Raw genomic sequence first — 25923 nt, 5'->3', positions numbered from 1 at the left:
TCGTCGGTGTGGCACAGGACGAACTCTTCACGGTGAACCCCGACGTGGGGCCGCCGCCGGAACCCTCCGGAGCGAACCAGGCCGAACCGCAGGCCGACCCGGCGACGTCGCCGCTCGCGGTCCGGATGCGGCCGCGCACGCTCGACGAGGTGGTCGGGCAGCAGCACCTGCTGCGCGAAGGGGCTCCGCTGCGCCGGCTGGTCGAGGGGGCCGCTCCGGCGTCCGTGCTGCTCTACGGCCCGCCCGGCACCGGCAAGACCACGCTGGCGAACCTGGTGTCGATCGCCACCGGACGCCGGTTCGTCGCGATGTCCGCGCTGTCGGCGGGGGTCAAGGAGGTGCGCGGCGTCATCGAGGAGGCGCGGCGGCGCAGGCAGTACAACACCGAGAACACCGTCCTGTTCATCGACGAGGTGCACCGGTTCTCCAAGACCCAGCAGGACGCGCTGCTCGGCGCGGTCGAGGACCGCACGGTGCTGCTGGTGGCGGCGACCACGGAGAACCCGTCGTTCTCGGTCGTGTCGCCGCTGTTGTCGCGGTCCTTGGTGCTGCAGCTGCGGCCGCTCACCGACGACGACATCGTCGCTGTGCTGGAGCGTGCGCTGACCGACGAGCGCGGGCTCGGCGGCGAGCTCACGTTGACTGATGATGCGCGGGCACACCTCGTGCGGCTTGCTGGCGGTGATGCGCGTCGCGCGCTCACGGCTTTGGAGGCGGCCGCGGATGCCGCGTCCGCTACGGAGAACAAGACGATCGATCTGGCCGTTGTCGAGTCCACTGTGGACAAGGCGGCTGTTCGCTACGACCGCGACGGCGATCAGCACTACGACGTGATCAGCGCGTTCATCAAGTCGATTCGCGGGTCGGACGTCGACGCGGCGTTGCATTACCTGGCGCGGATGATCGAGGCGGGGGAGGATCCCCGGTTCCTCGCGCGGCGGCTGGTGGTGCACGCGAGCGAGGATGTCGGGCTGGCGGATCCGACGGCGTTGCAGGCGGCGGTCGCGGCGGCGCACGCGGTGCAGTTCATCGGGATGCCGGAGGGGCGGCTCGCGTTGGCGCAGGCGACGATCCATCTGGCTACCGCGCCCAAGTCGAATGCTGTGGTCACGGCGATCGACACGGCGTTGAGCGACGTTCGGTCGGGGGCCATCGGGACTGTGCCGCCGCATCTGCGGGACGGGCACTACGCGGGGGCGAAGCAACTGGGCAACGCTGAGGGGTACCGGTATCCGCACAACGTGCCCGAGGGGGTCCTGGCCCAGCAGTATCCGCCGGATGAGCTGGTGGGGCGGGATTACTACGAGCCTACGCAGCGTGGCGGGGAGCGGACGTTGGCTGAGCGGGTGCCTCGGTTGCGGCGGACTATTCGCGGGGAACGGCAGGGGTGAGTGTTCCGGCCAGCGCGGGGTGAGTGAAGGCCGCCACTTTCTTCGCGGTTCGTGTTCAGCCGGGAACATTCGGGTCTGCGGTGGGTTGCTCCTGTTCAAGGAGAGGGGGCGGCGATGACGTTGTTGACCGTCTGGCCTGATGATCGGCCTGGGCATGTGCTGCTGCGGACTGAGGACACCGGGGCGATTGTCGCCGAACTGGGGCGGGTGGGGGCCGGGTTTGCCCGGTGGCCCGTGGTTGACGACGGCTCCGATGGTGACTTGCTCGCTCGGTATCAGGAGTTGATCGACTCTCTGGTCGGCGGGGCGGGGGATTATGCGGCGGATGTCGTCGCTGGGGAGCCCTCGCTGGCCGAGCGCAGTGGGGGCGGGGTTGAGGATCGGTTCTTCGTGCGGGGGCCGCGGTTTGGTATTTGCATGCGGGGCGCGAGGTGCACGCGGTGTTGTGCGAGCCGGGGGATGTGCTGACGGTTCCGGCTGGGGTCCGGCATTGGCACGACGGGCAGGCGGGGTATGTGACTGTTCGGGTTCGGCGTTCTGGCGCGGGGGCTTCGGGCGGGGCGGGGCGGGCTGTGGTGCCGGGGGAGTTTCCTGGGTTTGAGGAGTTGGTGGCCGAGCGGGTCGGTGTTGAGTGAGTGAGGTTTGGCTCGTCGCCTGGGGGCGACATCGCCTTTGGGGCTGGCGTGGGGCACCCCGAAGCCCTGAGTGTGCTGACGGTTCGGGGGTGCTTGTCAAGGCGGGAAAGATGCCTTGACAAGCATCCCCGAACCGCAGGGAGGCTTCGGATCGGGGTGCGGGGGAGGGGCTGGGTGCCTCGATCGTCGGGTGCGCTGGCTGCGGTTTGGGTGGGGGCTTGCGCCTCAAGGTGGCGTTTGGTGCGTGGGATGCACCCAATGCCAGATTGGGGCGCATCCCCGGCGGCGGGCGGGCGGTCCGTGAAGGGGCCGTCACCCTCACGGGCCGGTGGAGGGTCGTGACGGGAACCCTGGGGAATCAGAGTCAATGAGGGTGGCCCTCACGGACGGTGGCGGTGGTCAGCCTGCCGACCTGCGCGGCTGGCGGCACGATGGCTGGATGACCACAGTCGCATTTCTCGGTACCGGGATCATGGGCCGTCCGATGGCCGCCAATCTTGCTCGCGCCGGGGTGACTGTGCGGGCCTGGAACCGAACTCGGGCCAAGGCTGAGCCGCTTGCTGCGGAAGGGGTCACCGTCGTCGAGGCGCCCGGCGAAGCGGTGAAGGGGGCTGACTTCCTGGTCACCATGCTCTCGGACGGGCCGGCGGTGGCCGAGGTGTTTCGTGGGCTCTCGCTCGAACCGGGAACTATTTGGTTGCAGACCAGTACCGTCGGGGTCGAGTGGGCTGATCGGCTTGCTGAGGCGTCCGTTGTGGCGGGGGTGCCGTTCGTTGATTGTCCGGTGATGGGGACGAAGGGGCCTGCCGAGCAGGGGCAGCTGCAGGTGCTCGCGGCTGGGCCGGACAACGTGCACGACGGTGCGGCGGAGGTGTTTGACGCGATTGGTTCCCGGACTCGCTGGCTGGGCACCGAACCTGGTACGGCGACGCGGCTCAAGCTGGTGATGAACGCGTGGATTCTCGCGCTCACCAACGGTACGGGGGAGAGTCTCGCCTTGGCCCGCGTGCTCGGGGTGGATCCGCAGTTGTTCTTCGACGTCATGAGCGGCACCGGGTTCGACGTGCCTTACGCGCGAGCGAAGGGACCCATGATGCTGTCCGGCGAGTATCCGGCCAGCTTCCCGGCGTCGCTCGCGGCGAAGGACGCGCGGCTTGTCGTCGAGGCCGCGGGGCACGCGATCGACGTCGGTGGGGCTGCGGCCGCGTTGGCGCATCTGGAGTCCGCGGTCGAGGCGGGGCATGGCGAGGACGACATGGCGGCGGTGTACGAGGGGATCGTCAAGCGTTGAGCAAAGACGCGACGCGGTCTACGCCGATGCCGGAAATGAGCAGACGTTCCTTCGCGTTCCCGAGCAGTCGTGCGGTCCAGGGGGTGAAGCCGCCGTCGCCGACGGGGGTCAGGCCGCTGCCGAAGTCTGCGGTGACGGTGAAGCAGAGGCCGGAGTAGTAATTGCGGCCGACTGCGCGGTCTGGCGCGTCGGAGACGGCTACGTCGGGCAAAGATTCCTGCACCGAGGCGGTGAAATCGGCGAAGCGGGTGTCCAAAGTGGTCATTTGGAAGCCTGCCGCGCGGGCGCCGGCGGCGCGCACCGCGGTGGTGAGCAGTCGCGCGTGCTCAATCAGGTGTTCGCGTTCGAAGGACAGGCTGCCTCGGTCGCGACCGGCGGTGATGGCGGCGAAGAGGGAGAAGTGCGCGAAGAGTCCGGGGGCCGGGGGTTGGGCTCGGACGACGCGTTGCACGGTGGCGAGGCGCACCGGCGTGGAACCGGTGCGGCGGACTGCGGCTTCCAGCGCGAGGCCGTTCGCCGGGTCGGCGGCGACTTCCGTGCCGCGTCCAGTCGGGACGACGCGGTGCTGGGCCAGTCCGGCCACTGTGGAGTGGGCGCCCAGCGGCGTCACCGGGGAGAGCGTCACTCGATCGAATTCCGCTGGCGCGGCGGAAAGCAGGGCGTCTTCGACTCGGCGAAGGACATCGAATGCCAGCGGCGCGGGGGTGGTGAAGCGGTCCTCGCGGTAGCGGCGCAGGACGTCCGGTCCGCGCAGTTTCGCGGCTCGGCGGCGGGCTACTTCCAGCTGCAGCGTGGTCAGGTCCGCGCCGGGAAGGCCGCCGAGCACGTCGGCGGCGGGGCCGCCCGGCCCGGCCAGCACGCGGGGGAGCGGGCCGCGTCCGTTCGAGGAGTCCATCGGCCGAGGAGACCAGCCCGGAGACGGCTGGCGCGAACTGTTTTCCGCGACGGCGACTGCGCTGGGTGAGCACTGCGGCGGGGGGTCCCCGCCGAGAAGCGCCGCAGGCGGTAACCTCACACCACCTAAGACCCCGCACCACCCGAGGAGGGCCCGTGTCGGCAGGGCAGATCGCCGCGCTGATCGCCGCAGGAGCTTTCGTACTGCTGGTCTTGCTGCTGGCGATCCCGCTGCTCAAGCTCGGCCGCACGCTGGACGAGGCCACCATCGCGATCCGCAAGGCGCACGAGAACAGCGACCCGATCCTGATCGGGGCCAACGAGACGATCACGCACGTCAACACGCAGCTCGAGCGGGTCGACGGGATCACCTCGAACGCGCAGGCGGTCAGCGGCAACGTGTCGGCGCTCTCGTCGGTGTTCACCGCGACGCTCGGCGGCCCGCTGGTGAAGACCGCCGCGCTGTCGTACGGGATCAGCAAGGCCATCCGCGCGCGCCGCAAGAAGCAGGAAGCGAAGGCCGCCAAGGCGCAGCGCCCGGCCCGCCGGGGGAAGAAGTGAAGCGGCTGTTCTGGCTCGGGGTCGGGGTCGCCGCCGGGGTCGCGCTGAGCCGCAAGGCGAGCGAAACCGCTCGTCAGGCCACGCCGGCCGGGTTAGCATCGAACTTGGGCGACGCCGTGCGGGAACTCGCGGGCGCCGTCGGTTCGTTCGGCGCCGAGGTGCGCGCCGGGATGAACGAACGGGAACAGGAGCTGCACGACATGGTCGAGGAGCGGACCGCCGCCGTCGCGCCGCCTTCGGGCGCGGGCAGGCACGCCGCACGTCGCCCCGCCCGGCGAGCTCGCCGGGCGGAGGGCTGAACTCCGCGCGCCTTCCGCCGCCTCCGACCCCCGTTTCCTTTCCCCGGCCGAAGCCGGGTCTTCAGCACAAGGACGTACCCGTGGACACACACGAGATCACCGACCGTTTCCTGCGCCACTTCGAGAGCAGGGGCCACACGCGCGTGCCGAGCGCCCCGCTGATCCTCGACGACCCGAACCTGCTGTTCGTCAACGCGGGCATGGTCCAGTTCAAACCGTACTTCCTCGGCGAGGCCCCGCCGCCCTACCCGCGCGCGACCTCGGTGCAGAAGTGCGTGCGCACGCCGGACATCGACGAGGTCGGCAAGACCACCCGGCACAACACGTTCTTCCAGATGGCGGGCAACTTCTCGTTCGGCGACTACTTCAAGGAAGGCGCGATCGAGAACGCCTGGGAGCTGATCACCAAGTCGCAGGACGACGGCGGCTTCGGCCTCGACCCGGACCGGATCTGGGCGACCGTCTACGAGAAGGACAGCGAGGCGGCCGGGCTGTGGCGCAAGCTCACCGGCCTGCCCAGCGAGCGGATCCAGGTCCGCGACGGCAAGGACAACTACTGGGACATGGGCGTGCCCGGTCCCGGCGGCCCGTGCTCGGAGATCTACTACGACCGCGGCCCCGCGTACGGCCGCGAGGGCGGCCCGGTCGCCGACGAGGACCGCTACATCGAAATCTGGAACCTCGTCTTCATGCAGGACGTCCGCGGCGAGAAGAGCCCGAAGCTGGGCCACCCGCCGATCGGCGAGCTGCCGAAGAAGAACATCGACACCGGCATGGGCGTCGAGCGCGTCGCGACGATCCTGCAGGGCGTCGAGAACGTGTACGAGACCGACCTGGTCCGCCCGGTGATCGGCCGCGCCGAGGAGTTCTCCGGCCGCCGCTACGGCGCCAACCACGCCGACGACGTGCGCTTCCGCGTCATCGCCGACCACGCGCGCACCGGCGTGCTGCTGATCGGCGACGGCGTCACTCCGGGCAACGACGGGCGCGGCTACGTGCTGCGCCGGCTGCTGCGCCGCATCGTGCGCTCCACCCGCCTGCTGGGCGTGCAGGAGCCGGTGCTGCAGGAGTTCGCGAAGGTCGTCAGCCAGACCATGGGCCCGACCTATCCCGAGCTGGTCAGCGGCTTCGACCGGATCTCCGAGGTCGTGCGCGTCGAGGAGGAGGCGTTCCTCGCCACCCTCACCAGCGGTTCGCGCATCTTCGACCTGGCCGCGGCCGAGACGAAGAAGGGCGGCGGCGACGTGCTCGCCGGCGACAAGGCGTTCCAGCTGCACGACACCTACGGCTTCCCGATCGACCTGACGCTGGAGATGGCGGCCGAACAGGGCCTGACCGTCGACGAGGACGGCTTCCGCACGCTCATGGAGGAGCAGCGCAAGCGTGCCAAGGCGGACGCGGCGTCCCGCAAGAGCGGCCACGGCGACCTGTCCGAGTACCGCAAGGTGCTGGAGCAGCACGGCGAAACCGAGTTCCTCGGCTACACCGAGCTCCAGGCGGACGCGAAGGTCGTCGGCCTGCTCGAAGGCGGCCTGCCGGTGCGCAGCGTCGCCGCGGGCGGCAAAGCCGAGCTGGTGCTCGACCGCACCCCGTTCTACGCCGAGAGCGGCGGGCAGATCGCCGACACCGGCGTGCTGGTCGGCGACGGCGTCGAGCTGAAGGTGCTCGACGTGCAGAAGATCGTGCCGGGCCTGTTCGTGCACCGCGTCGAGGTCACCCAGGGCGAGGTCGGGATCGACACCCGGCTCACCGGATCGGTGGATGCGAACCGGCGGCTCTCGATCGAGCGCTCGCACTCGGCCACGCACCTCGTGCACGCGGCCGTCCGCGGCGCGTACGGCAAGCGTGCGGCGCAGGCCGGTTCGCTCAACGCGCCGGGCCGGATGCGGTTCGACTTCACCACTCCGGGCGCGGTGTCGGCCGACATCCTCACCGAGGTCGAGCAGGAAGTGAACGACTACCTGCAGACCGACGTCGAGGTGCGGAGCTACACCACGACCAAGGACAAGGCCCTCGAACTGGGCGCGGTGGCGCTCTTCGGCGAGAAGTACGGCAACGATGTCCGGGTCGTCGACATGGGCGAGTACTCGCGCGAGCTGTGCGGCGGCACGCACGTCGGCCGGATCGGCCAGCTGGGCCTGGTCAAGCTGGTGTCGGACGCGTCGGTCGGCTCCGGCGTGCACCGCGTCGAGGCGCTGGTCGGCCCGGACGCGCTCAAGCACGTCCGCAAGGAGCAGCTGCTCGTCTCGCAGCTGGCGAACACGTTCAAGGTGCCCTCGGACGAACTGCCCGGCCGGATCGAGGACGTCCTGTCCCGGCTGAAGAACGCCGAGAAGGAGATCGAGCAGCTGCGCACGCAGCAGGTGCTCGGCTCGGCCGGCGCGCTGACGGAGAAGGCGCAGGACGTCTCCGGCGTCTCGGTGGTGGCCGAGGTCGTGCCGGACGTCGACGGCAACGGCCTGCGCGCGCTCGCCTCCGACATCCGCGGCCGCCTCGGCGACCGCGCCGGGGTCGTCGCGCTGTTCGCGCCTTCGGGGGAGAAGGTGGCCTTCGTGGTCGCCACGACCTCGGCGGCGCGCGACAAGGGAATCGCGGCGGGCAAGCTCGTGCCGTCGTTCGCCGAGGCGATCGGCGGACGCGGCGGCGGCAAGCCGGACATGGCCCAGGGCGGCGGCAGCAACCCGGCGGGCGCGGAGCAGGCCGTGACGGCGCTGCGCGCGGCGGTCGCGGACCTTGGCCGCTAACCCCCGGAGAGGCCCGGATCGGCCCGGCGAGTCCGATCCGGGACGGGGCAGGCGGCTCGCGGTCGATGTCGGGTCTGTCCGGGTGGGCGTCGCGCTGAGCGATCCCGCCCCCGTGCTCGCGAGCCCGCTCGTTACCCTCTCCCGTGATGCGAAGGACGACAGCGATCTGGACCGGCTTGCCGATCTCGTCACCGAACACGAGGTGGTCGAGGTGATCGTGGGCTTGCCGAGGACGCTGGCGAACCGGCAGGGCGCGGCCGCGGACACAGCGCTGGCGTATGCGGAAAAGCTCGCCGGGCGCGTGGGGGACGTGCCCGTGCGACTGGCAGACGAGCGGTTGACGACGGTCACCGCGTCGCGAATGCTGTCCCAGCGGGGGGTCAAGGGCCGCAAGCAGCGCGCCGTGGTGGACCAGGCAGCGGCAGTCGAGATCCTGCAAGCCTGGCTCGACGCCGCCGCCGCGCACCGTGCCCGGAAAGGCGACTCATGACCGACCCCGGCGACCCGGGCGGCCGCCGTCGGCTGCGCAATCCCGACAACCCGGATGTACCGGACCCCTCGGCGGGTTCCGGCACCCCGGGCGGCCGGCGCAGGCGACGCGAGCCCGAAGACGAACCACCTCCTCGCCGCGCGGCGCCGGAAGGCATGCCGCCTGGCGAACGACGACGTCCGCGCGGCGACGCGCCTCAGCGTCCGCCCGCGGCGGAAGGACGCCGGCGCGCGCCCGAAGCAACCCCTCGCCCGGCCGGCGAACCGACCCGTCGCGCCGCACCGGACGCGATGCCTCCGGCCGAACCGCCGCGGCGCCCGGCCGCTGAGACTCCGCCGACCCGGCGGCGCCGTCCGGTCGCGCCGCAGGGCCGGCCGAAGCGGTCGACGGAGAACTGGGACTTGCCGCCGCACGCGGCCGACGATCTGCCCCGAGCCCGGCCGCGCCGCATAACTCCGGACGAGGACGTGCCGGTGGGCGACGTTCCGCCCGGGGAGGTCGAGCCGCCAGCCGGTCGACGCCGTCGCCGGGAGGACGCGCCGCCGGCCGACGCTCCGGCTGGCCGTCGTCGTCTCGAAGACGCGCCGCCGCCGAACGAGCCGCCCGCCGGCCGTCGTCGCCGTCGGGAGGACATTCCTCCGCCCGTGGACGTCGAGCCGCCGTCCGGCCGCCGTCGCCGGGACGACGCCGACGCTCCGGCGGAAGCTGCCGCGCCTGTCCGTCGCCGGGCGCCGGAGATGCCGCCGCCCCCTCCGGCCCGGCGCGCTCCCGCTCCGCCGCCGGAGGGCTCCATGCCGCCGGATCCCCGGTTCGCGGAGTCCTCGATGCCGCGCGACCCGCGTTTCGCGGACGCGTCGATGCCGCGCGACCCGCGCAGCCAGCCGCCGCGCCGGCAGCCGGTCGAGCAGCCCACCGAAGTGATCCCCGCCGTGCCCGCCGCGGCGCACGAGCCGGAGCACCCGGACGAGCAGCCGATCGACGGCCTCTTCGAGGACGAGTACGACGAATACGGCGAGTACGAGGACTACGACGGTTACGACGAGGACGGCTACCCCGAAGACGGGGCCGAGCCGCCGGTCGAGGAGCCGCCCGCGAAGAAGCCTCGCAAGAAGCGCAAGCGCGCGATCGGCTGGATCGCCGCGGTGCTCGTGCTCGTGCTGCTCAGCGGCGGGGCCTGGTTCGGCTACCAGAAGATCTTCGGCTACGCGGACTTCGACGGTTCCGGCGAAGGCGACGCGCTCGTGCAGGTCGAACAGGGCGACACGACGTCCGCGATCGGCGCGAAGCTCACCGACGCGGGCGTGGTCGCGAGTTCCCGGGCGTTTGTGAAGGCGGGCGCGGAAAACACCGCATTGAGCAAGATCCAGCAGGGCTACTACCTGCTGCGCCAGCACATGTCGGGCGAGGAGGCGGTCGACCTGATCACCTCGCCGACCGCGCGCGTCGGGCGGCTGGAAATCCGGCCGTACACGCAGTTCGACGACATCACGCAGCCCAACGGCAAGGTCACTCCCGGCGTGTACAGCCTGATGTCGAAGGCGTCGTGCGCGACCTTGAGCGGCAAGAGCACCTGCATCCCGGTCGACCAGCTGCGCAAGACGGTCGCCGACGCCGACCTCAAGGCGCTCGGCGCGCCGGAGTGGGCGCTGGCTGACGCGGGCAAGGCGCTGAGCAAGGACAAACGGCTCGAAGGCCTGATCGCGCCCGGCGTCTACGACGTGAAACCCGGCTGGAGCGCGACCGAGCTGATCACCGACCTGGTGAAGCAGTCGGCCGATGCGATCCAGGCGGCCGGGCTCACCGCGCAGAACACCGGGCCGGGGAAATCGCCGTACGAGACGCTGATCATCGCGTCGCTCATCGAACGCGAGGCGATCAAGCCGGACTTCGGCAAGATTTCGCGAGTGATCTACAACCGGCTCTCGCAGAAGATCAGGCTGCAGCTGGACTCCACGGTCAACTACGTGCTGGACCGCCCGACGCTGCTCACCAAACCCGAGGACCGGGCGAAAGCGGGACCGTACAACACCTACGCCAACTACGGTCTCCCGCCGACGCCGATCGCGGTGCCCAGCATGGACGCGATCAAGGCCGCGGTCAGCCCGACCCCCGGCGACTGGGTGTATTTCGTGAAATGCGAGAAGGACGGGCATTCCTGCTTCGCGCCGACGTTTGACCAGCACATCGCCAACAAGCAGCTGGCCGAGCAGCGTGGCGTCATCTGACCGGCCGCGCCGCGCGGCGGTGCTGGGCAAGCCGGTGGCGCATTCGCTGTCGCCGGTGCTGCACCGTGCGGCGTTCGCGGCGCTGGGCCTGGACGGCTGGACCTACGACCGGGTCGAGACCGACGCCGCCGAGCTGCCTGGTTTTGTCGACGGGCTCGGCCCGGAGTGGGTCGGCCTTTCGGTCACCATGCCCGGCAAACGCGCCGCGCTCGACCACGCCGCCGAGGTCACCCCGCGCGCGGCGGCGGTCGGCGCGGCGAACACGCTCGTGCGCCGTCCGGACGGCTGGCTCGCCGACTGCACGGACGTCGACGGGGTAACCGGAGCCCTGCGATACGCCGGTGGTTACTCGCCTTCCGCGAACGACCAGGCGGTGGTGCTCGGAGCGGGCGGGACGGCTGCGGCCGCGGTGGTCGGATTAGCCGCGCTGGGCGTCACGACGGTGCGTTTGGTGGTGCGGGAGCCAGTGCGGGCTGCGGAAACTGTTGACGCGGCGAAGCGCGCGAGCCTGGACGTGGACGTGCTGCGGTGGTCCGAAGCGGACTTCGCGGAGCTGGCGGACACTACGGCGGTGCTGGTCAACACGGTGCCGCCGGACGCGGTCGTGCCGCATCTCGCGGAGCTGGCCCGGATCGGCAGCGTGCTCGACGTGATCTACCACCCGTGGCCGACGCCGCTGGCCGAAGCGGTCGACCGCTTCGGCGGACGGCTCGCGACCGGGCTCGACATGTTGCTGCACCAGGCATTCGGGCAAGCGGAGCACTTCACCGGGCACCCGGCGCCCCGCGCGGAAATGCGGGCGGCGCTGTGCGAGGCGAGCGGAAACATCCTGCCGCTGCCGATTGCCTGATATCCTGACGGGCTGCTTTTCAGCCAGCAACGAGGGAATCACTGTGACCAGGCAACAGTTCAGCGAGAGTGAAATCCAAGCGGCGTGGGTCGGCGAGGCACCGAAACACAGCACCACCATCACCCTCGCCGAGTACGACCCGGAGTGGCCGCGGCTCTACGAACGCGAGGCGGCGCGGATTCGCGCCGCGCTCGGGGACCGCGTGCTGGTGCTCGAACACGTCGGGTCCACTTCGGTGCCCGGGCTCGCCGCCAAACCGATCGTCGACATTCTGCTCGAAGTACCCGATTCGGACGACGAAGACGCGTACGTCCCCGCCCTCGAAGCGGCGGGCTACCGGCTGGTGATCCGCGAGCCGGACTGGGAGAAACACCGCCTGTTCAAGGGCCCGGACACGAACATCAACCTGCACGTCCATTCGCCCGGCAACGGCCAGACCGAGCGCTACCGGCTGTTCCGCGACCGGCTGCGCGGCCATCCGGAGGAACTGGCGCTGTACCTGGCGAAGAAACGCGAACTCGCCGCGCAGGTCTGGGAGTACGTGCAGAACTATGCCGACGCGAAGAACGAGGTGATCGACGAGATCATCGAGCGGGCGCGCAACGCCTGAACCGCACCATTGCTGCGAAGTCGTTAGGCCGTGGCTGTGGCCGGATCGGCAACGATCGGCAGAGTACGGTGGGCGGCATGAAGATCGCGATCCTCGACGACTACCAGAACGTGGCCCTCCAGTGCGCGGACTGGGGCTCGCTCGGAGCGGAGATCGAGGTGTTCGGCGAGCCGTTCGCCGGGCCGGACGAGGTCGTGACGCGGCTGGCCGGGTTCGACGTCGTGGTCGCGATGCGCGAGCGCACGCCGTTCCCGGCCGCGGTGTTCGACCGGCTGCCGGAGTTGAAACTGCTGGTCAGCACCGGCCGGCGGAACGCGGCGATCGATCTGGAGGCGGCGAAGCGCCGCGGCGTGGTGGTGTCCGCGACCGGCGCTCTCGCCGCGCCGACGGTCGAACACGCGTGGGCGCTCATCCTGGCCGGTGCGCGCAATCTGCCGCTGGAGTTCCGTTCGATGCGCGAGGGCGGCTGGCAGGTCGGTCTCGGGATGGCGTTGCGGGACAAGACGCTCGGCCTGCTCGGGCTCGGCAGGCTGGGGGCCGAGGTCGCCCGGATCGGCCAGGCGTTCGGGATGAAACCGATTGCGTGGAGCCAGCATCTCACTCCGGAGCGGGCGGCCGAGCACGGCGTCACGGCAGTGTCCAAAGAGGACTTGTTCGCGCGCTCCGATGTGCTGTCGGTCCACTTGGTCCTGTCCGGGCGCACTCGCGGATTGGTCGGTGCGGCCGAATTCGCCGCGATGAAGCCGAGTGCGCTCCTGGTGAACACTTCGCGCGGGCCGATTGTCGACGAATCGGCACTGGTGGAGGCGTTGCGCGGCAAGAAGATCGCGGCGGCCGCACTGGACGTCTACGACGTGGAGCCGCTGCCCGCGCAGCATCCGCTGCGGACGCTGGACAACGCGATCCTGACGCCGCACATCGGTTACGTGAGCCGGGAAACGTACGAGATTTTCTACGGCGGCGCGGTCGAGGACATTGCCGCGTTCCAAGCGGGCGAGCCGATCAACGTGCTGAACGGCTAGGGGAACGGCCGGACCTCCGGCGGGTAAACCGTCCCGTCCGGAGGCACGGTCAGCTGCACGAAATAGCGTGCCATCGCCGCGGCAGCGGCCGTACTGGGCACGTCGAGCGTCGTGTGTCCGGCGCCGTCCACCACGACCACGTGGCCGTCTCCGAGTTCCCGCGCGGTGGCCTGGGCGTTGGCGAGCGGGGTGACCGGGTCGTTCCGGTTGGCCAGGATCAGGATCGGATGCGGCCGGGGCCGGTTCCACGGACCGAGATACCGGTCCGCGTCCCGCGCGGGCCAGCCGACGCACTGCGCCATGGAAAACACTGGCGCGATCCCGAAATACGGCTGCCGGTTCGCCTCCGCGGCAGCGAGTCCGGCGTATGCGGCGGGGTCCCGCGGGAGTTCGCTGTCCAGGCACTGCACCGCCAGGAATCCGGGCGAATGCGTCGGCACTCGCGGATCCAGCACCGGCACGGGGGACACCGGCGACGGCGGCACGAGTCCGGCGAGCGTCTTCGCCAGCCGCGGCCACCGGGACGATTGATACAGCGCCCGATCGATCGTTTCCATCAGCGACGCCACCGTCATGCCGCCGACCGGGCCGTGCGTCAGCCGGGCGAACACCGCGGCGAATTTCTGTTTCAGGTCACCGCCGGCGAATGCGCATTTACCCGGCCCGGCCGCGTCGCAGGCAGCGAAGAAGGCTTCGAGTTCTTGCTGCTGGGCAGTCGCGACGTCGGCGCGCACGTCCACCGGTTTGTGCTGCTGACCCGGCTGTCCGGTGGAGTTCGCTACGAGGTCGAGCGTTCCGTCGAGGACCATCGCGCGCAGCTTGCCGGGGAACAGGTTCGCGTAGGTGCCGCCGAGATACGTGCCGTAGGAATAGCCATAGAAGTTCAGTTGCTTTTCGCCCAGTGCCTGCCGGAGCAAATCCATGTCCCGCGCGACATTCGCGGTCGACAGATGCGGCAACTCGGCACCGCTGCCGGCCGCGCATGCCTTGCCGACGGCCGCGCTGGCGGTCCAGAACGCGGCTCTGTCCCGCAACGGCGAACCGGCGGCGGGCGGCGTTCCCGGGCACTGCACCGGGGCACTGCCGCCGATTCCGCGCGGATCGAAGCTCACCAGGTCGAACTTGGCCCGCAGCTCGTCCGGATACCGCGAGCCGAACCGCATCAGCTCGCCGACGCCGTCGGTGCCCGGCCCGCCGAAATTGATCACCAGCGACCCGACGCGGTGCGCGGGATCGGTGGCCGGCATGCGGATCACCGAGAGATTCAGCTTCGCGCCGCCGGGTTCGCGGTAGCTCAGCGGAACCGGTGCGCTCGCGCATTGGAAACCGCCGTGGCACGGTTTCCAGTCGAGCTTGGGCGCCGTGGCACCGTTGGTGCCCAACGGAAGCGGCGCGACCGGCGCTGGCGATGCTTGCGGCGCCGGGGTTTGCGCAGCCGGTGCGGAACAACTCGCGACGAGCAGCAACGCGGCCAGCGCCAACCAGATTTTCACGCGGAGAGTTCCGCCAGCACGGCGTCGGTGAACGGCGGCCACACTTGCGCCGCCCACGGCCCGAACGAACGGTCGGCGAGCGCGACGCAGGCGAGCCCCGCTTCCGGGTCCACCCACAGGAAAGTGCCGGACTGCCCGAAGTGGCCGAACGTGCGCGGCGAGCTGTTCGCGCCCGTCCAATGCGGGCTCTTGTGGTCGCGCAGTTCGAAGCCGAGGCCCCAGTCGTTCGGCTTCTGATGCCCGAAGCCGGGCAGTACGCCGTTCAGGCCGGGGAACGCGATTTCCGTGGCCGCGTTCAGGGTTTCCGGCGCGAGCAGCTTGGGCGCCTGCAGTTCCGCGGCGAACCGGAGCAGGTCGTCCAATGTGGACACCGCGCCCGCGGCGGGGGAGCCCTCCAGCCGGGTCGCCGTCATGCCCAGCGGTTCGAAAAGCGCTTCCCGCTGGTACTCGGCGAACGCGATGCCGGAGTGCTCGGCCAGCGCGTCGGCGAGTTCCTCGAACCCGGCGTTGGAGTACAGCCTGCGCGTGCCCGGCTCGGCCATCGCCTTGTGCGCGTCGAAGGCGAGTCCGGAGGTGTGCGCGAGCAGATGCGCGACGGTGGAGCCTTCCGGCCCGGCGGGCGTGTCCAGTTCGACGACGCCCTCTTCGATCGCGATGTGCGCGGAGTAGGCGGTGAGCAGTTTGGTGACCGACGCGAGCCGGAACGGGCGGGCCGGGTCGCCGTGACGTCCGCGCACCTCGCCGGAAGCGGAGACCGCCCCGGCCGCGGCGTTGTCCACTGGCCATTCGTCGATCAGGCGCAGACTCTCCATGCCCGCCAGCGTAATAGGGCCCGCCCGCGGGCTGTTCCGCAGTGCCCTGACGCGACGAACCGTGCGGGGCCCCGGAAGTCCCGGAACCCCGCACGGTTCGTGTTTCCCCGTGGAGCGGTATCGCTACTGAGCGTCGAGATCGGTGGCGACCAGCTCGGCGACGGCCTCGACCGCCGCCTCGGCACCGTCGCCTTCGGCGCTGATGACGACCTCGTCGCCGTACGCGGCGGCGAGGGTCATCAGGTTGAGGACACTGCCGGCGGCCACCGGTTCGCCGCCGTCCTTGGCGATCTGCACAGCCACGGGCTGGGCCGCGGCCGCCTTGGCGACCAGAGCGGCCGGGCGGGCGTGCAGCCCCACCTTGCTGGCCACGGTGACGCGTTTCTCCGGCATGGTCTCCCTCTCTCGCGTTTTCTCGGGTGTTACTTCGCGGCCGTGCGCTCGAGGTCGCCCTCGATCGAGTCGTCCTCGCGGCCCGGCGTGCGCAGGTTGAACTTGGTGATCACGAAGCGGAACACCACGTAGTAGATCACGGCCAGGACGAGCCCGATCGGGATCAGCAGCCACGCCTTGTGCGCGGTGTCCAGCGACGAGTTCAGCGCGAAGTCGATCGCGCCGCCGGAGAACGAGAAGCCGAGGTGGATGCCCAGCGCGTTGCAGACCGCGAGCGAGATGCCGGTCATGATCGCGTGGAAGATGTACAGCGGCCACGCGACGAACATGAACGCGAACTCGATCGGCTCGGTGACGCCGGTGACGAAGGCGGTGAGCGCGGCCGAGATCATGATGCTGCCGACGAGCTTGCGCTGGCCGGGACGGGCGGTGTGCACGATCGCGAACGCCGCGGCCGGGAGGGCGAACATCATGATCGGGAAGAACCCGGTCATGAACGCGCCGGAGCCCTGGACGTGGCCGAAGAAGTTGTTCAGGTCGCCGCCGCCGAAGATGAACCACACCGGCACGTTCAGCAGCTGGTGCAGGCCGACCGGGATCAGCAGGCGGTTGAGCAGGCCGTAGACGCCGCCGCCGAGGACCGGCGAACCCATGACGGCCTTGCCCGCCGAGGTGATCGCCTCGTCCACGTACTTGAAGACGAGTCCGAAGAGGACGCCGAGCACGAGCATCGCGAGCGCGGTGATGATCGGCACGAACCGGCGGCCGCCGAAGAAGGCCAGCCAGGACGGCAGCTTGATCCGGTGGTAGCGCTGCCACAGCAGCGCCGCCACGATGCCGGACACGATGCCGGTCAGCACGCTGTAGGGCCAGTGGATGGGCGCGCTCTCCCAGGCCGGCTTGTAGCCTTGCTGGCTGCTGATCGGGGCGATCACCTGGATCACGTTGTTGAACACGACCCAGCCGATGACCGCGGCGACGGCGGTCGAGCCGTCGCCCTTGCGGGCGAACCCGACCGCGATGCCGATCGCGAAGATCAGCGGCAGCCAGTTGAAGATGCTGCCGCCCGCCGCGCCGATCACGTCGGCGGCTTTGCCCCAGTTGAGGCCGTCCTTGCCGAGGACGTCGGCCTGGCCGAGCCGGTTCAGCAGACCGGCCGCGGGCAGGGTCGCGATCGGCAGCATGAGGCTGCGGCCGAAGCGCTGCAGCCCCGCGAGGCCGCCGCCCTTCTTCTTCCCGCTGGCCCCAGCCGCGGTGGTGGCGCTCATCGGATACCTCCATTGTGGGGTTGGTCGCCGGAACCCGGGGTGTTCCGGTCCAGCTGCATGGTCACCTGGTAGTGGTCGCCCCGGTACCAGGACGTCATGTCCTCGACCGGTTCGCCGCCGGAGCTGGAAACCCGGCGGAACACCAGGAGCGGACTGCCGGTGCGCATGCCGAGCAAGCGCGCCGTTTCGCGGTCCGCGGATTCGGCCCACACCGTCTGGTACGCCTGGTCCGGCCGGAGCGAGAAAGCGTCGGCCAGCTGGGCGTACAGCGAACGGGTCAGGTCGAGGTCGAGCAGGCCGGGGGTCCGGCCCGCGTGGTACCAGCCGCGTTCCACGGCCAGCGGAACGCCGTCGGCGCGCCGCAGCCGCACGAGCCGGTGCGCGGGCACGCCCTCGGACAGGCCGAGCGCGTGCGCCGAGGTCACCGGCGGGACCTCGGTCGAGGTCGAGATCACTTCGGTGGTCGGGGTGAGCCCGCGCCGGCGCATGTCGTCGGTGAACGACATCAGGTACACCTGCAGTTCCATCCGCCGGGCGGCGGTGAAGGTGCCCTTGCCCCTGACCCGGGCCAGCAGTCCTTCCTCGACGAGCTTCCCGATCGCCGAGCGGACGGTGAGCCTCGAAACGCCGTAGTGCTGCGCGAGCTCTCGCTCGGACGGGATCGGCGAGCCAGGCGGGAGCTCGCGCTCCACCAGCCGGCGCAGGATCTCCCGCAGCTGGGCGTGCTTCGGGGTCGGCCCGTTGACCACGCGGTCGGCGGGGTCGGACGGCGGAATGTGCGCGGCCGCACTCATCTCGGTGTCCCCTCCCTCGCCTCTCGCGCACCGGGGCCGGTGCTCGCGTCCGGGCCGGAAGATTGGTACGTTCCGGTCTAGACCAATGATCTGATGGGGCAGGATGCTCCGCAGCGCGAGCAGGTGTCAACCACCGTTATCCGTTCGTGGCCGGGCTCGCTCGGCAACGTGGCAAACGGCGTAGTAATGGTGGCGGAGCGCACCTGTTCCGAGTGGAAAACCAACGGGATACGAGGAGGCCGCGATGGCGGATGACAGGCCGGAAAAGATTCTCGCGGCGCTCGGCGGCGCGGACAATCTGGTCGAGATCGAGGGCTGCATCACGCGGCTGCGGTGCGAGATCGAGGACATGTCCTTGGTGGACGAAGCCGCGCTGAAGTCGGCGGGCGCGATGGGCGTCGTGAAGATGGGCTCGGCGGTCCAGGTCATCGTCGGCCCGGAGGCGGACACCATCGCCAGCGACATCGAGGACTTGATGTGAGCCTGCCGATCCTGAGCCCGGTCGCGGGCGAGGTCGTCGCGATCGCCGAGGTGCCCGACCCGGTGTTCGCCGAGGCGATGGTGGGCCCGGGCATCGCGGTGCGGCCGTCCGGCGGCCGCGCCGACGCGGTCGCGCCGGTCGACGGGACCGTGGTGACGCTGCACCCGCACGCGTACGTCGTGGCCACCGAGGACGGCCGCGGGGTGCTCGTGCACCTCGGCATCGACACGGTCAAGGAAAAGGGCGAGGGGTTCACCCTGCACGTCGTCAAGGGCGAGAAGGTGCGGGCGGGCCAGCCGATCGTGGGCTGGGACCCGGAGGCGGTCGCCGCCAAGGGCTACTCGCCGATCGTCCCGGTCGTCGGGCTCGACGCGTCCGCCGACGTCCTCGGCGGCCTCGAAGGCGGCCGCACGGTCGCGGCCGGCGACGAGTTGTTCACCTGGAACGATTGAGCCGAACGCCCTTTGTGGACAGCGAATGTCCGCAAAGGGCGATTCCGGTCACGCTGTGACTACCTCGCCGTTCTCGATCTTCACGGCCACTTTGGACAGCGGCTGGCTCGCCGGCCCCTTCTTCACCTCGCCGGTCAGCGCGTCGAACACCGAACCGTGGCACGGGCAGCTCGCCTGGCCGTTCTCCGGCGGATTCACCGTGCAGCCCTGGTGCGTGCAGACAGCGCTGAAACAGGCGACCGTCCCCTTCGCCGGCTGTGCCACGAGCACTTCCTGCCCGTCCGGGGTTTTCGCGGATTTCGCTTGGCCCACCGGCACTTCCGCCAATGCGAGCACCTTCCCGCCCGGTTTCGGCGCGGCTTTTTCGGATCCGCCTCCGCAGGCGGCGAGAGCGACGGCGGTCCCCGCGACGGCCGCTCCGGAGGCGAGAACGAAGCGGCGGGAGTGAAGTTCGGCAGTCATGTCCAATGCAACGAACCGCGACCGTCCAGGGTGCCGGTGAACCGCCGCCGTCGCCCGTGCGTGTAGTCCGTATCCGGCTTTGCGCACAGAAGGAGACGCCCATGGTGACGACCTGGATGCGAGTGCTGGGCGCGGCGGGCCTGGCGGGCTCGGCGGCGATCCACTTCTCTCTGTACTGGGGCAGCGGCTACGCGGACATCCCCGTGGTCGGGCCGCTCTTCCTGGTGAACGGCGCAGCCGGAGCGGTGATCGCGATCGCCCTGCTCGCCTGGCGGCATTGGCTCCCGGCGTTTCTCACGCTGGGTTTCGGCGGTGTGACGCTGCTGGCCTACCTGCTGTCGGTGACGGTGGGCTTCTACGGCGTGCACGACCAGTTCAACAGCCAGTACGAATACTGGGGCGTGATCACCGAAGCGGTCTGCGTGATCTGCGGCCTGGTGCTGCTGGTGCGGGCCCGGCAGGCTCAGAACGCGTAGCGGTGCACCTTCTCCGGGTGGATGACGACCCGGACCTGGGGGAGGTCTTGGAGGATTTTCGCGCCGGCTTCGCCTTCCGCGGTGCTGAGGTCCCAGTACCGTCCGGCGAGCCTGCGGGCGAGGTCGTGCCCGCCGTCCGTTTCGATCGTGACGCGTCCGGCGACGGACACCCAGCGCTCCGGTTCCCCGACCGGCGCCGCGACGACGATCGAGGCGCGCGGATCCTCGCGCAGCTGGCGGATCCTGGCCGAGTCCGGGGACGTGAACAGCTGGATCGTGCCCTCGTCGGTGGCCTCGAACCACACCGGCCGCGGCTGCGGCGGCCGCGGTCCGGCGGCGACGGTCAGGAAGCCGTGCAGAGGACGGCGGAGGAACTCGAGATCGTGGTCGGTGAGGGTGCTCATGACTGCGATTCAACCGGGTTTTCCCGGACGATCCCATAGGCGATACGCCGGATTGCCTGTCCATTCGTCTAACCTCGGGCGGGTGGACGCGTTCAGCGATGTGATCCGCGGGGTCCGGGCGCACGGCTCGCTGTTCGGCTGCACGGCCCTGTCGGCGCCGTGGTCGCTGCGCTTCGTGGACAGCGCCCCGCTGACCTTGTGCACCCTGCTGAGCGGCGAGGGCTGGATCGTGCCGGAAGACCATCCGCCCGAGCTGCTGCGCGCCCGCGAGACCATCCTCGTCCGCGGCCCGTTCTCCTTCGTGGACCGCCTGGACACCACCGCCGTCCCCGTCGAATGCGGCGAGTTCTGCGCCACTCCCGACCAGGGCGGCGCCCAGCACCACCTGGGCTGGAACGACCCGTTCCACGGCGAAACCAACCTGATCGTCGGCGCGTACCCGGTGCGAAGCCGCGGCCGGATGTCCGCGCTGCTGGACGCGCTGCCGGTGGTGGTCCGGCCGCCGTCCTCGGACGCGGAAGACCCGGTGCTGGATCACCTGGCGGCCGAACTGGCCGTCGACGCGCCGGGCCAGCAGATCTTCCTGGACCGTCTTTTGGACTGGATGCTGGTCTGCCTGCTGCGCGACTGGTTCGACCGCCCGGGCGGCACCCCGCCGCCGTGGTGGGCGGCTCAGCGGGACCCGGTGGTCGGCGCTGCTCTCCGCCAGCTGCACGCGGATCCGGCAGCCCCGTGGACGGTCGTCGCGCTGGCCGCCCGGACCGGCGTTTCGCGGTCCACTTTGGCCAAACGCTTCGCGGGTCTGGTGGGGGAGCCGCCGATGACGTACCTGGCCCGATGGCGGATGACCCTTGCCGCGGACCTCCTGACCGAACAGCCGTCGATGCCGATCACCGAGGTGGCCTGCGCGGTGGGGTACGCGGACGCGTTCGGGTTCAGCTCGGCGTTCAAACGCTTGCGCGGCGTCAACCCGACGGGATACCGGCGGGCTTTCCTTGCCGGGTCTTCGGCTTCTTCGCGCGGCTGATTCTGCCTCCGTCGGGTGAACCTTCCGGCGTGTCGCGCACGAGGGGTCCCCTCGCGCAGTGATTTGTTTGCCCTGGTCCAGGCGGTGGCGACAGGCTGGTCGCATGGTTCTGACAGCAGTGCTCGCAGCTGGGGCGGTGGTCCCCGTGCTGCTGGTGATGACGAAGAAAGCCGGCGCCCCGGTCTCCGCGGTGATCGGCATGACCACCGCCTTGGCGGCAGCCGCAGTGGCCGCGTCCCGTGCCGACGCGGGCGCGCTCCCGGCTTGGTGGCTGCCCGTGGCGTGGCTGGTTTCGGTGCTCGGCGCACCCCTCGCCTTGGCCGACGCCCGACACCGCCGCCTCCCGGACGTCCTCACCCTGCCCGCTTACCCCGCCGTCGCCCTGACGCTCACCCTCGCCGCCCTCAGCGGCGGAGGCTGGCGGTTGGGGGTTGGTGCTCTCCTGGGATGCCTGCTGTTCGGCGGGACGCACCTGATCGTCCACCGGTTGTCGGCGGGCGGCCTCGGCCCCGGTGACGTGAAACTGGCCGGATCTTTCGGCGCTGTCCTGGGCGCGGTCGGCGGGCTGGCTCCAGCGGCGGCGGCGGTTTTGGCGGCGCTGGTGAGCCTCGCGGCTGTCGTGCCGATGTGGCTGATGCGCCGGATCCGCCGGGCTGGCTCCTCTGCCCGGCCGCTCGCGCCGCCCTTATCCGTCACCCCGGCACCTCCGCCCGCCACCGATCCGACCGTCGCATCGTCGCTCCGCCCCGAAGCCGAAGGAGGACTCCACGAGCCCACACCGAGCCAACCCGACTCCCCGCCCCTGGCGGCCGATCTCGCCCAACCGTCTACGCCGACAGCCGCTTCGTCCACGCTGACTGACTCCGCTGCTGCCGCCCCCTCCGCTCCGCCCACTCCCGCTCTCGCGCCGCCCACTCCCGCTCTCGCGCCGCCCGCTGCCGTTCTCGCTCCGTCTGCTGCCGGTGCCGCGCCGCCCGCTGTTGCTCTCGCTCCGCCCGCTGTTGCTCTCGCTCCGTCTGCTGCCGGTGCCGCGCCGCCCGGCCCTGCTCTCGCTCCGCCCGGTGCCGCGCCGCCCGCTCCCGGCGCCGCGCCGCCCGACCCCGCTCTCGCACCGACCGACCCCGCTCTCGCACCGACCGACCCCGCTCTCGCACCGACCGACCCCGCTCTCGCACCGACCGGCACTGCTCTCCCACCGACGCCCGCCTCGTCCGCATCGCCGACCGGCTCGGGCCGCGCCCGGATCCGCGCCGGACCCCTCCGCGTCCCCTACGGCCCAGGCTTGGTTCTGGCCACCTGGGCGTGCGCCGTCTTCCCAGCCGCTGGAACGGGCATCGTCTGAGGCCAGGGGCTCTGCCAGGCCTCCGGGCACGCCGTGACAGGATTGGCCGGTGCTGCGCTGGATCACCGCTGGAGAATCGCACGGACCCGCCCTCGCCGCTGTGCTCGAAGGGCTGCCCGCCGGGGTGGAGGTGACGACCTCGGACCTCTCCGCGCAGCTCGCGCGGCGCCGGCTCGGGTTCGGCCGCAGCCCCCGGATGGGCTTCGAGACCGACCAGGTCCAGTTCCTCGGCGGGGTCCGGCACGGGATCACCCAGGGCGGCCCGATCGCCGTCCAGATCGAGAACGCCGAGTGGCCCAAGTGGGAGAAGGTCATGGCGGCCGATCCGGTCGACGAGGCCGAGCTCGCCGGGCTCGCCCGCAACGAGCCGCTGACCCGGCCCCGTCCGGGGCACGCCGACCTGCCCGGCATGCAGAAGTACGGCTTCGACGAGGCCCGCCCCGTCCTGGAGCGCGCCAGCGCCCGCGAGACGGCCTCGCGGACCGCGCTCGGCACGGTCGCGCGGAATTTCCTGCGGCAGCTGCTCGGGGCCGAGGTGCTGAGCCACGTCGTCTCCATCGGCGGAGCCGACGCTCCCGACGGCCCGCTCCCGCGGCCGGGCGACCTCGCGGCGATCGACGAGAGCCCGGTGCGCGCGTTCTCGGCCGAGGGGACCGAGGCGATGGTCGCCGAGGTCGACGCGGTGCGGAAGGCAGGCGACACCGTCGGCGGCGTGATCGAGGTGATCGTCTACGGGCTGCCGCCGGGCCTCGGCTCGCACGTGCACTGGGACCGTCGTCTCGACGCGCGGCTCGCCGGCGCGCTCATGGGCGTGCAGGCGATGAAGGGCGTCGAGGTCGGCGACGGCTTCACCACCGCCCGCCGCTGGGGCAGCCAGGCGCACGACGAGATCGACCGCGGTGCCGGACCGGTCGGCGTCACGCGCCGGTCGAACCGCGCGGGCGGGCTTGAGGGCGGCATCACCAACGGCGAGCCGCTGCGGGTGCGCGTCGCGATGAAGCCGATCTCGACCGTGCCCAAGGCACTGTCCACAGTGGACGTCCGGACCGGCGAGCCCGCCGTGGCGATCCACCAGCGTTCCGACGTGTGCGCGGTGCCGCGCGCGGGCGTGGTGCTGGAGTCGGTCGTGGCGCTGGTCGTCGCGGACGCGGCGCTGGAGAAGTTCGGCGGCGACTCGCTGGCCGAGACCCGGCGCAACGCGCAGTCGTACCTGAAGGCGCTCGAGGAGCGCTGGTGAGCCCGCGCGCGGTCGTCATCGGACCGCCGGGCTCGGGCAAGAGCACGGTCGGCCCGCTGCTGGCCGCCGCGCTCGGCGTGTCCTTCCGCGACACGGACGACGACATCGTCGCCCGCGCCGGACGCGCCATCTCGGACATCTTCGCCGACGACGGCGAACCCGCGTTCCGCGCGATCGAAGAGGAAGCGGTCGCCATCGCCCTCGCCGAACACGACGGCGTCCTCTCCCTCGGCGGCGGTGCCCCGCTCACCCCCGGGACCCGCGCCCGGCTCCAGGACCACGCGGTGGTTTTCCTGAACGTCGGACTCGCCGCCGGCGTGCAGCGCACCGGGATGTCCAGCGCCCGCCCGCTGCTCGCCGGCATCAATCCCCGCGCCACCTTCAAAGCCCTGCTCGACCAGCGGCTGCCGGTGTACCGCGAGGTGGCGACCGTCGAGATCGAGACCGACAAGCGCACGCCCGAAGAGGTCGTCGCGGCCGCCGTCGCCGCCCTCGAACCCGATCGGGTCCGCGAACAGTGATCCGCCACCGGCCCGGACCCGGCCAGCTCGGCCCTGCCCCGCTGGCCGCGCCGAGCCGAGCGCGGTCCGCCGCGGCAGACCGGACCGGCTGCCCGGCTTCGCTGGTTCTGCCGGAGACCAGTCACCCCGTCCGCGAGCAGCCGATGCCGCTGAGCCACCACCCAGCCCAGGACCACCGGGTCCGGGAGCAGTGAGGAGAACCGTGTCCGCCACCCCGCCCGTCCGGATCCGGGTCGCCACCGCGCAGCCGTACGACGTGCTCGTGGGGCGCGGCCTGCTCGGCGAACTCACCGAGCAACTCGCCGACGCGTCGAAGGTCGCGCTGATCCACCCGCCGACGCTCACCGCCACCGCCGAAGCCGTTCGCGACGAACTGGCCGCGGCCGGGCTCGACGCGCACCGCGTCGAGATTCCCGACGCGGAGGACGGCAAAGCCTTCTCGGTCGCCAGCTTCTGCTGGGAGGTGCTCGGCCGGATCGGGCTGGACCGGCGCGGCGTGGTCGTCGCGCTCGGCGGCGGGGCGGTCACCGACCTCGCCGGGTTCGTCGCGGGCACCTGGATGCGCGGCGTCCGGCTGGTGAACGTGCCGACGACGCTGCTGGGCATGGTCGACGCGGCGGTCGGCGGGAAGACCGGCATCAACACCGAGGCAGGCAAGAACCTCGTCGGCGTCTTCCACGAGCCCTCGGCCGTCCTGGTCGACCTCGCGACGCTGGAATCGTTGCCGCGCAACGAACTCGTCGCCGGGATGGCCGAGATCGTCAAGACCGGTTTCATCGCCGACCCGCGCATCCTCGAACTGATCGAGGCCGGCCCGGAGCAAGCGCTCGACCCGGCGGGCGACGTCCTCGCCGAGCTCGTCCGCCGCTCGATCCAGGTGAAGGCCGACGTCGTCGCGGCCGACCTGCGCGAGTCCGACCTGCGCGAAATCCTCAACTACGGCCACACCCTCGGCCACGCCATCGAACGCCGCGAGCGCTACCGCTGGCGCCACGGCGCGGCGGTCAGCGTCGGCCTGGTGTTCGCGGCGGAACTGGCCCGGCTCGCCGGACGTCTCGACGACGCCACCGCCGACCGGCACGCCTCCGTGCTCAAGCTGATCGGCCTGCCCACCGCCTACGACCCGGACGCGCTGTCGCAGCTGCTGGAAACCATGAAGGGCGACAAGAAAACCCGCTCCGGCGTGCTGCGCTTCGTCGTTCTCGACGGGCTGGCCAAACCCGGCAGGCTGGAAGGCCCCGACCCGTCGCTGCTCGCCGCCGCCTACTCGGCGATCGCGGCCGAGGCCCCGGAAAACGGCGGGAGCGTGCTGCTGTGAAGGCCTTCGTGTTCAACGGCCCCAACCTCGGCCGCCTTGGCAAACGCGAGCCGGACGTCTACGGCTCCACCACGCACGACGACCTCGCGCACCTGTGCGTCGCGACCGGCCAGGAACTGGGCCTCGACGTCGAGGTGCGCCAAACCGACCACGAGGGGGAACTGGTCGGCTGGCTGCACGAGGCCGCCGACGCGGGCACCCCGGTCGTGCTGAACGCCGGCGCGTGGACGCACTACTCGATCGCCGTCCGCGACGCCGCCGCCCAGCTCACCGCGCCGCTGATCGAGCTGCACATCAGCAATGTGCACAAGCGGGAGGAATTCCGGCACCACAGCGTGCTTTCCGACATCGCGACCGGGGTGATCGCCGGTCTCGGCGTGGACGGTTACGGGCTTGCGTTGCGCTGGATCGCCGCGCGCTCGTCCTGATCT

At 71.0% G+C, this 25923-nt stretch carries 26 protein-coding genes and 1 pseudogene; 19 read left to right on the top strand and 8 right to left on the bottom strand.

Translation table 11 applies throughout. The features are described 5' to 3' along the window. Positions 1-8: 8 nt before the first annotated feature. Together BM362_RS22015 and BM362_RS22005 are read left to right on the top strand one after the other, a co-directional pair. Complete coding sequence (locus tag BM362_RS22015; RefSeq protein ID WP_067579327.1) at positions 9-1391, top strand: replication-associated recombination protein A; 1383 nt, start codon at positions 9-11, stop codon at positions 1389-1391. Positions 1392-2465: 1074 nt separating this feature from the next. Then, entirely contained in the window at positions 2466-3317 is an 852-nt protein-coding gene (locus BM362_RS22005) for an NAD(P)-dependent oxidoreductase (protein ID WP_093574495.1), read from the top strand. On the opposite strand, the gene BM362_RS22000 is transcribed toward BM362_RS22005, so the two are convergent. After that, a complete protein-coding gene (locus tag BM362_RS22000; RefSeq protein ID WP_208865287.1) occupies positions 3307-4212 on the bottom strand; it encodes a hypothetical protein in 906 nt (301 codons plus the stop codon). The genes BM362_RS22005 and BM362_RS22000 overlap by 11 nt on opposite strands. Positions 4213-4367: 155 nt before the next feature. Here BM362_RS22000 and BM362_RS21995 point away from each other — a divergent pair, with 155 nt between their 5' ends. From BM362_RS21995 to BM362_RS21960, 8 genes and pseudogenes are all read left to right on the top strand, one after another. Continuing rightward, positions 4368-4772 carry a DUF948 domain-containing protein gene (locus BM362_RS21995; RefSeq protein WP_067579318.1) on the top strand — a complete coding sequence of 135 codons (405 nt, stop codon included), beginning with the start codon at positions 4368-4370 and terminating at the stop codon, positions 4770-4772. Continuing rightward, positions 4769-5071 (top strand): hypothetical protein, encoded by a 303-nt coding sequence (locus tag BM362_RS21990; protein ID WP_093574360.1) that lies wholly within the window; start codon positions 4769-4771, stop codon positions 5069-5071. The genes BM362_RS21995 and BM362_RS21990 overlap by 4 nt, the downstream gene beginning before the upstream one ends. An 80-nt stretch (positions 5072-5151) precedes the next feature. After that, entirely contained in the window at positions 5152-7815 is a 2664-nt protein-coding gene (gene alaS / locus BM362_RS21985) for an alanine--tRNA ligase (protein WP_067579316.1), read from the top strand. Then, positions 7805-8305, top strand: a complete 501-nt coding sequence (gene ruvX, locus BM362_RS21980; protein ID WP_067579314.1) for a Holliday junction resolvase RuvX — start codon at positions 7805-7807, stop codon at positions 8303-8305. The genes alaS and ruvX overlap by 11 nt, the downstream gene beginning before the upstream one ends. Next, a complete protein-coding gene (gene mltG / locus BM362_RS48300; RefSeq protein ID WP_167545384.1) occupies positions 8302-10530 on the top strand; it encodes an endolytic transglycosylase MltG in 2229 nt (742 codons plus the stop codon). Before ruvX ends, mltG begins: the two co-directional genes overlap by 4 nt. Continuing rightward, complete coding sequence (locus BM362_RS21970) at positions 10517-11380, top strand: shikimate dehydrogenase (RefSeq protein ID WP_093574359.1); 864 nt, start codon at positions 10517-10519, stop codon at positions 11378-11380. The genes mltG and BM362_RS21970 overlap by 14 nt, the downstream gene beginning before the upstream one ends. 43 nt (positions 11381-11423) lie before the next feature. Next, positions 11424-11987: pseudogene (locus BM362_RS21965) on the top strand (GrpB family protein); the annotation flags it as partial. A gap of 80 nt (positions 11988-12067) precedes the next feature. Next, the gene (locus tag BM362_RS21960) at positions 12068-13012 is read left to right on the top strand and encodes a D-2-hydroxyacid dehydrogenase family protein (RefSeq protein WP_093574493.1); all 945 of its coding nucleotides are present in this window, start codon (positions 12068-12070) and stop codon (positions 13010-13012) included. Here BM362_RS21960 and BM362_RS21955 read toward each other — a convergent pair. From BM362_RS21955 to BM362_RS21935, 5 genes are all read right to left on the bottom strand, one after another. Then, a complete protein-coding gene (locus tag BM362_RS21955) occupies positions 13009-14505 on the bottom strand; it encodes an alpha/beta hydrolase (RefSeq protein ID WP_093574358.1) in 1497 nt (498 codons plus the stop codon). The two genes, BM362_RS21960 and BM362_RS21955, sit on opposite strands and share 4 nt — an antisense overlap. Further along, entirely contained in the window at positions 14502-15317 is an 816-nt protein-coding gene (locus tag BM362_RS21950; RefSeq protein ID WP_093574357.1) for a serine hydrolase domain-containing protein, read from the bottom strand. The genes BM362_RS21955 and BM362_RS21950 overlap by 4 nt, the downstream gene beginning before the upstream one ends. 123 nt (positions 15318-15440) lie before the next feature. After that, complete coding sequence (locus BM362_RS21945; protein WP_033291653.1) at positions 15441-15710, bottom strand: HPr family phosphocarrier protein; 270 nt, start codon at positions 15708-15710, stop codon at positions 15441-15443. 29 nt (positions 15711-15739) lie between these two features. Further along, positions 15740-16978, bottom strand: coding sequence for a PTS transporter subunit EIIC (locus BM362_RS21940; RefSeq protein ID WP_067579301.1), 1239 nt, complete (start codon positions 16976-16978; stop codon positions 15740-15742). Continuing rightward, complete coding sequence (locus tag BM362_RS21935; protein WP_067579299.1) at positions 16975-17772, bottom strand: GntR family transcriptional regulator; 798 nt, start codon at positions 17770-17772, stop codon at positions 16975-16977. Before BM362_RS21935 ends, BM362_RS21940 begins: the two co-directional genes overlap by 4 nt. A 244-nt stretch (positions 17773-18016) precedes the next feature. On the opposite strand from BM362_RS21935, the gene BM362_RS21930 reads away from it, so the two are divergent. Further along, positions 18017-18253, top strand: coding sequence for a PTS sugar transporter subunit IIB (locus BM362_RS21930; RefSeq protein WP_037818963.1), 237 nt, complete (start codon positions 18017-18019; stop codon positions 18251-18253). Continuing rightward, positions 18250-18705: a PTS sugar transporter subunit IIA gene (locus tag BM362_RS21925; RefSeq protein ID WP_067579297.1), complete on the top strand. Its 456-nt coding sequence runs from the start codon at positions 18250-18252 to the stop codon at positions 18703-18705. Before BM362_RS21930 ends, BM362_RS21925 begins: the two co-directional genes overlap by 4 nt. A gap of 48 nt (positions 18706-18753) precedes the next feature. Here the strand turns inward: BM362_RS21925 and BM362_RS21920 are convergent, their stop codons facing one another. Continuing rightward, complete coding sequence (locus BM362_RS21920) at positions 18754-19167, bottom strand: Rieske (2Fe-2S) protein (RefSeq protein ID WP_067579295.1); 414 nt, start codon at positions 19165-19167, stop codon at positions 18754-18756. 101 nt (positions 19168-19268) lie between these two features. On the opposite strand from BM362_RS21920, the gene BM362_RS21915 reads away from it, so the two are divergent. Beyond that, a complete protein-coding gene (locus BM362_RS21915; protein WP_067579293.1) occupies positions 19269-19643 on the top strand; it encodes a hypothetical protein in 375 nt (124 codons plus the stop codon). Here the strand turns inward: BM362_RS21915 and BM362_RS21910 are convergent. Continuing rightward, positions 19631-20047: a pyridoxamine 5'-phosphate oxidase family protein gene (locus tag BM362_RS21910; RefSeq protein ID WP_093574356.1), complete on the bottom strand. Its 417-nt coding sequence runs from the start codon at positions 20045-20047 to the stop codon at positions 19631-19633. The genes BM362_RS21915 and BM362_RS21910 overlap by 13 nt on opposite strands. A gap of 82 nt (positions 20048-20129) precedes the next feature. Between BM362_RS21910 and BM362_RS21905 the strand changes: the two genes are divergently transcribed. From BM362_RS21905 to aroQ, 6 genes are all read left to right on the top strand, one after another. Then, positions 20130-21074 (top strand): AraC family transcriptional regulator, encoded by a 945-nt coding sequence (locus tag BM362_RS21905; protein ID WP_093574355.1) that lies wholly within the window; start codon positions 20130-20132, stop codon positions 21072-21074. Positions 21075-21177: 103 nt separating this feature from the next. Continuing rightward, the gene (locus BM362_RS49995; RefSeq protein WP_093574354.1) at positions 21178-22416 is read left to right on the top strand and encodes a prepilin peptidase; all 1239 of its coding nucleotides are present in this window, start codon (positions 21178-21180) and stop codon (positions 22414-22416) included. A gap of 49 nt (positions 22417-22465) precedes the next feature. Beyond that, complete coding sequence (gene aroC, locus BM362_RS21895) at positions 22466-23653, top strand: chorismate synthase (RefSeq protein ID WP_067579287.1); 1188 nt, start codon at positions 22466-22468, stop codon at positions 23651-23653. After that, positions 23650-24174 (top strand): shikimate kinase, encoded by a 525-nt coding sequence (locus tag BM362_RS21890; protein WP_198545256.1) that lies wholly within the window; start codon positions 23650-23652, stop codon positions 24172-24174. Before aroC ends, BM362_RS21890 begins: the two co-directional genes overlap by 4 nt. A 202-nt stretch (positions 24175-24376) precedes the next feature. Beyond that, a complete protein-coding gene (gene aroB / locus BM362_RS21885) occupies positions 24377-25492 on the top strand; it encodes a 3-dehydroquinate synthase (protein WP_093574353.1) in 1116 nt (371 codons plus the stop codon). Further along, on the top strand, positions 25489-25920 hold the full coding sequence (aroQ, locus tag BM362_RS21880) for a type II 3-dehydroquinate dehydratase (protein ID WP_093574352.1): 432 nt from the start codon (positions 25489-25491) through the stop codon (positions 25918-25920). The genes aroB and aroQ overlap by 4 nt, the downstream gene beginning before the upstream one ends. Positions 25921-25923 lie beyond the last annotated feature (3 nt).

Source organism: Amycolatopsis rubida (assembly GCF_900115345.1).
Taxonomy (GTDB): domain Bacteria; phylum Actinomycetota; class Actinomycetes; order Mycobacteriales; family Pseudonocardiaceae; genus Amycolatopsis; species Amycolatopsis rubida.
The sequence above is the reverse complement of the archived record's forward strand: the minus strand, read 5'-3'. Positions and strand labels throughout refer to the sequence as shown.

Excerpts from the sequence above, each read along its gene's own strand:
- BM362_RS21910 (WP_093574356.1), bottom strand. The coding sequence starts at position 20,047 with ATGAGCACCCTCACCGACCACGATCTCGAGTTCCTCCGCCGTCCTCTG.
- mltG (WP_167545384.1), top strand. The coding sequence starts at position 8,302 with ATGACCGACCCCGGCGACCCGGGCGGCCGCCGTCGGCTGCGCAATCCC.
- BM362_RS21945 (WP_033291653.1), bottom strand. The coding sequence starts at position 15,710 with ATGCCGGAGAAACGCGTCACCGTGGCCAGCAAGGTGGGGCTGCACGCC.
- BM362_RS21935 (WP_067579299.1), bottom strand. The coding sequence starts at position 17,772 with ATGAGTGCGGCCGCGCACATTCCGCCGTCCGACCCCGCCGACCGCGTG.
- BM362_RS21950 (WP_093574357.1), bottom strand. The coding sequence starts at position 15,317 with ATGGAGAGTCTGCGCCTGATCGACGAATGGCCAGTGGACAACGCCGCG.
- BM362_RS21915 (WP_067579293.1), top strand. The coding sequence starts at position 19,269 with ATGGTGACGACCTGGATGCGAGTGCTGGGCGCGGCGGGCCTGGCGGGC.
- BM362_RS21960 (WP_093574493.1), top strand. The coding sequence starts at position 12,068 with ATGAAGATCGCGATCCTCGACGACTACCAGAACGTGGCCCTCCAGTGC.
- BM362_RS49995 (WP_093574354.1), top strand. The coding sequence starts at position 21,178 with ATGGTTCTGACAGCAGTGCTCGCAGCTGGGGCGGTGGTCCCCGTGCTG.
- BM362_RS21940 (WP_067579301.1), bottom strand. The coding sequence starts at position 16,978 with ATGAGCGCCACCACCGCGGCTGGGGCCAGCGGGAAGAAGAAGGGCGGC.
- BM362_RS21930 (WP_037818963.1), top strand. The coding sequence starts at position 18,017 with ATGGCGGATGACAGGCCGGAAAAGATTCTCGCGGCGCTCGGCGGCGCG.
- BM362_RS22000 (WP_208865287.1), bottom strand. The coding sequence starts at position 4,212 with ATGGACTCCTCGAACGGACGCGGCCCGCTCCCCCGCGTGCTGGCCGGG.
- BM362_RS22005 (WP_093574495.1), top strand. The coding sequence starts at position 2,466 with ATGACCACAGTCGCATTTCTCGGTACCGGGATCATGGGCCGTCCGATG.
- BM362_RS21920 (WP_067579295.1), bottom strand. The coding sequence starts at position 19,167 with ATGACTGCCGAACTTCACTCCCGCCGCTTCGTTCTCGCCTCCGGAGCG.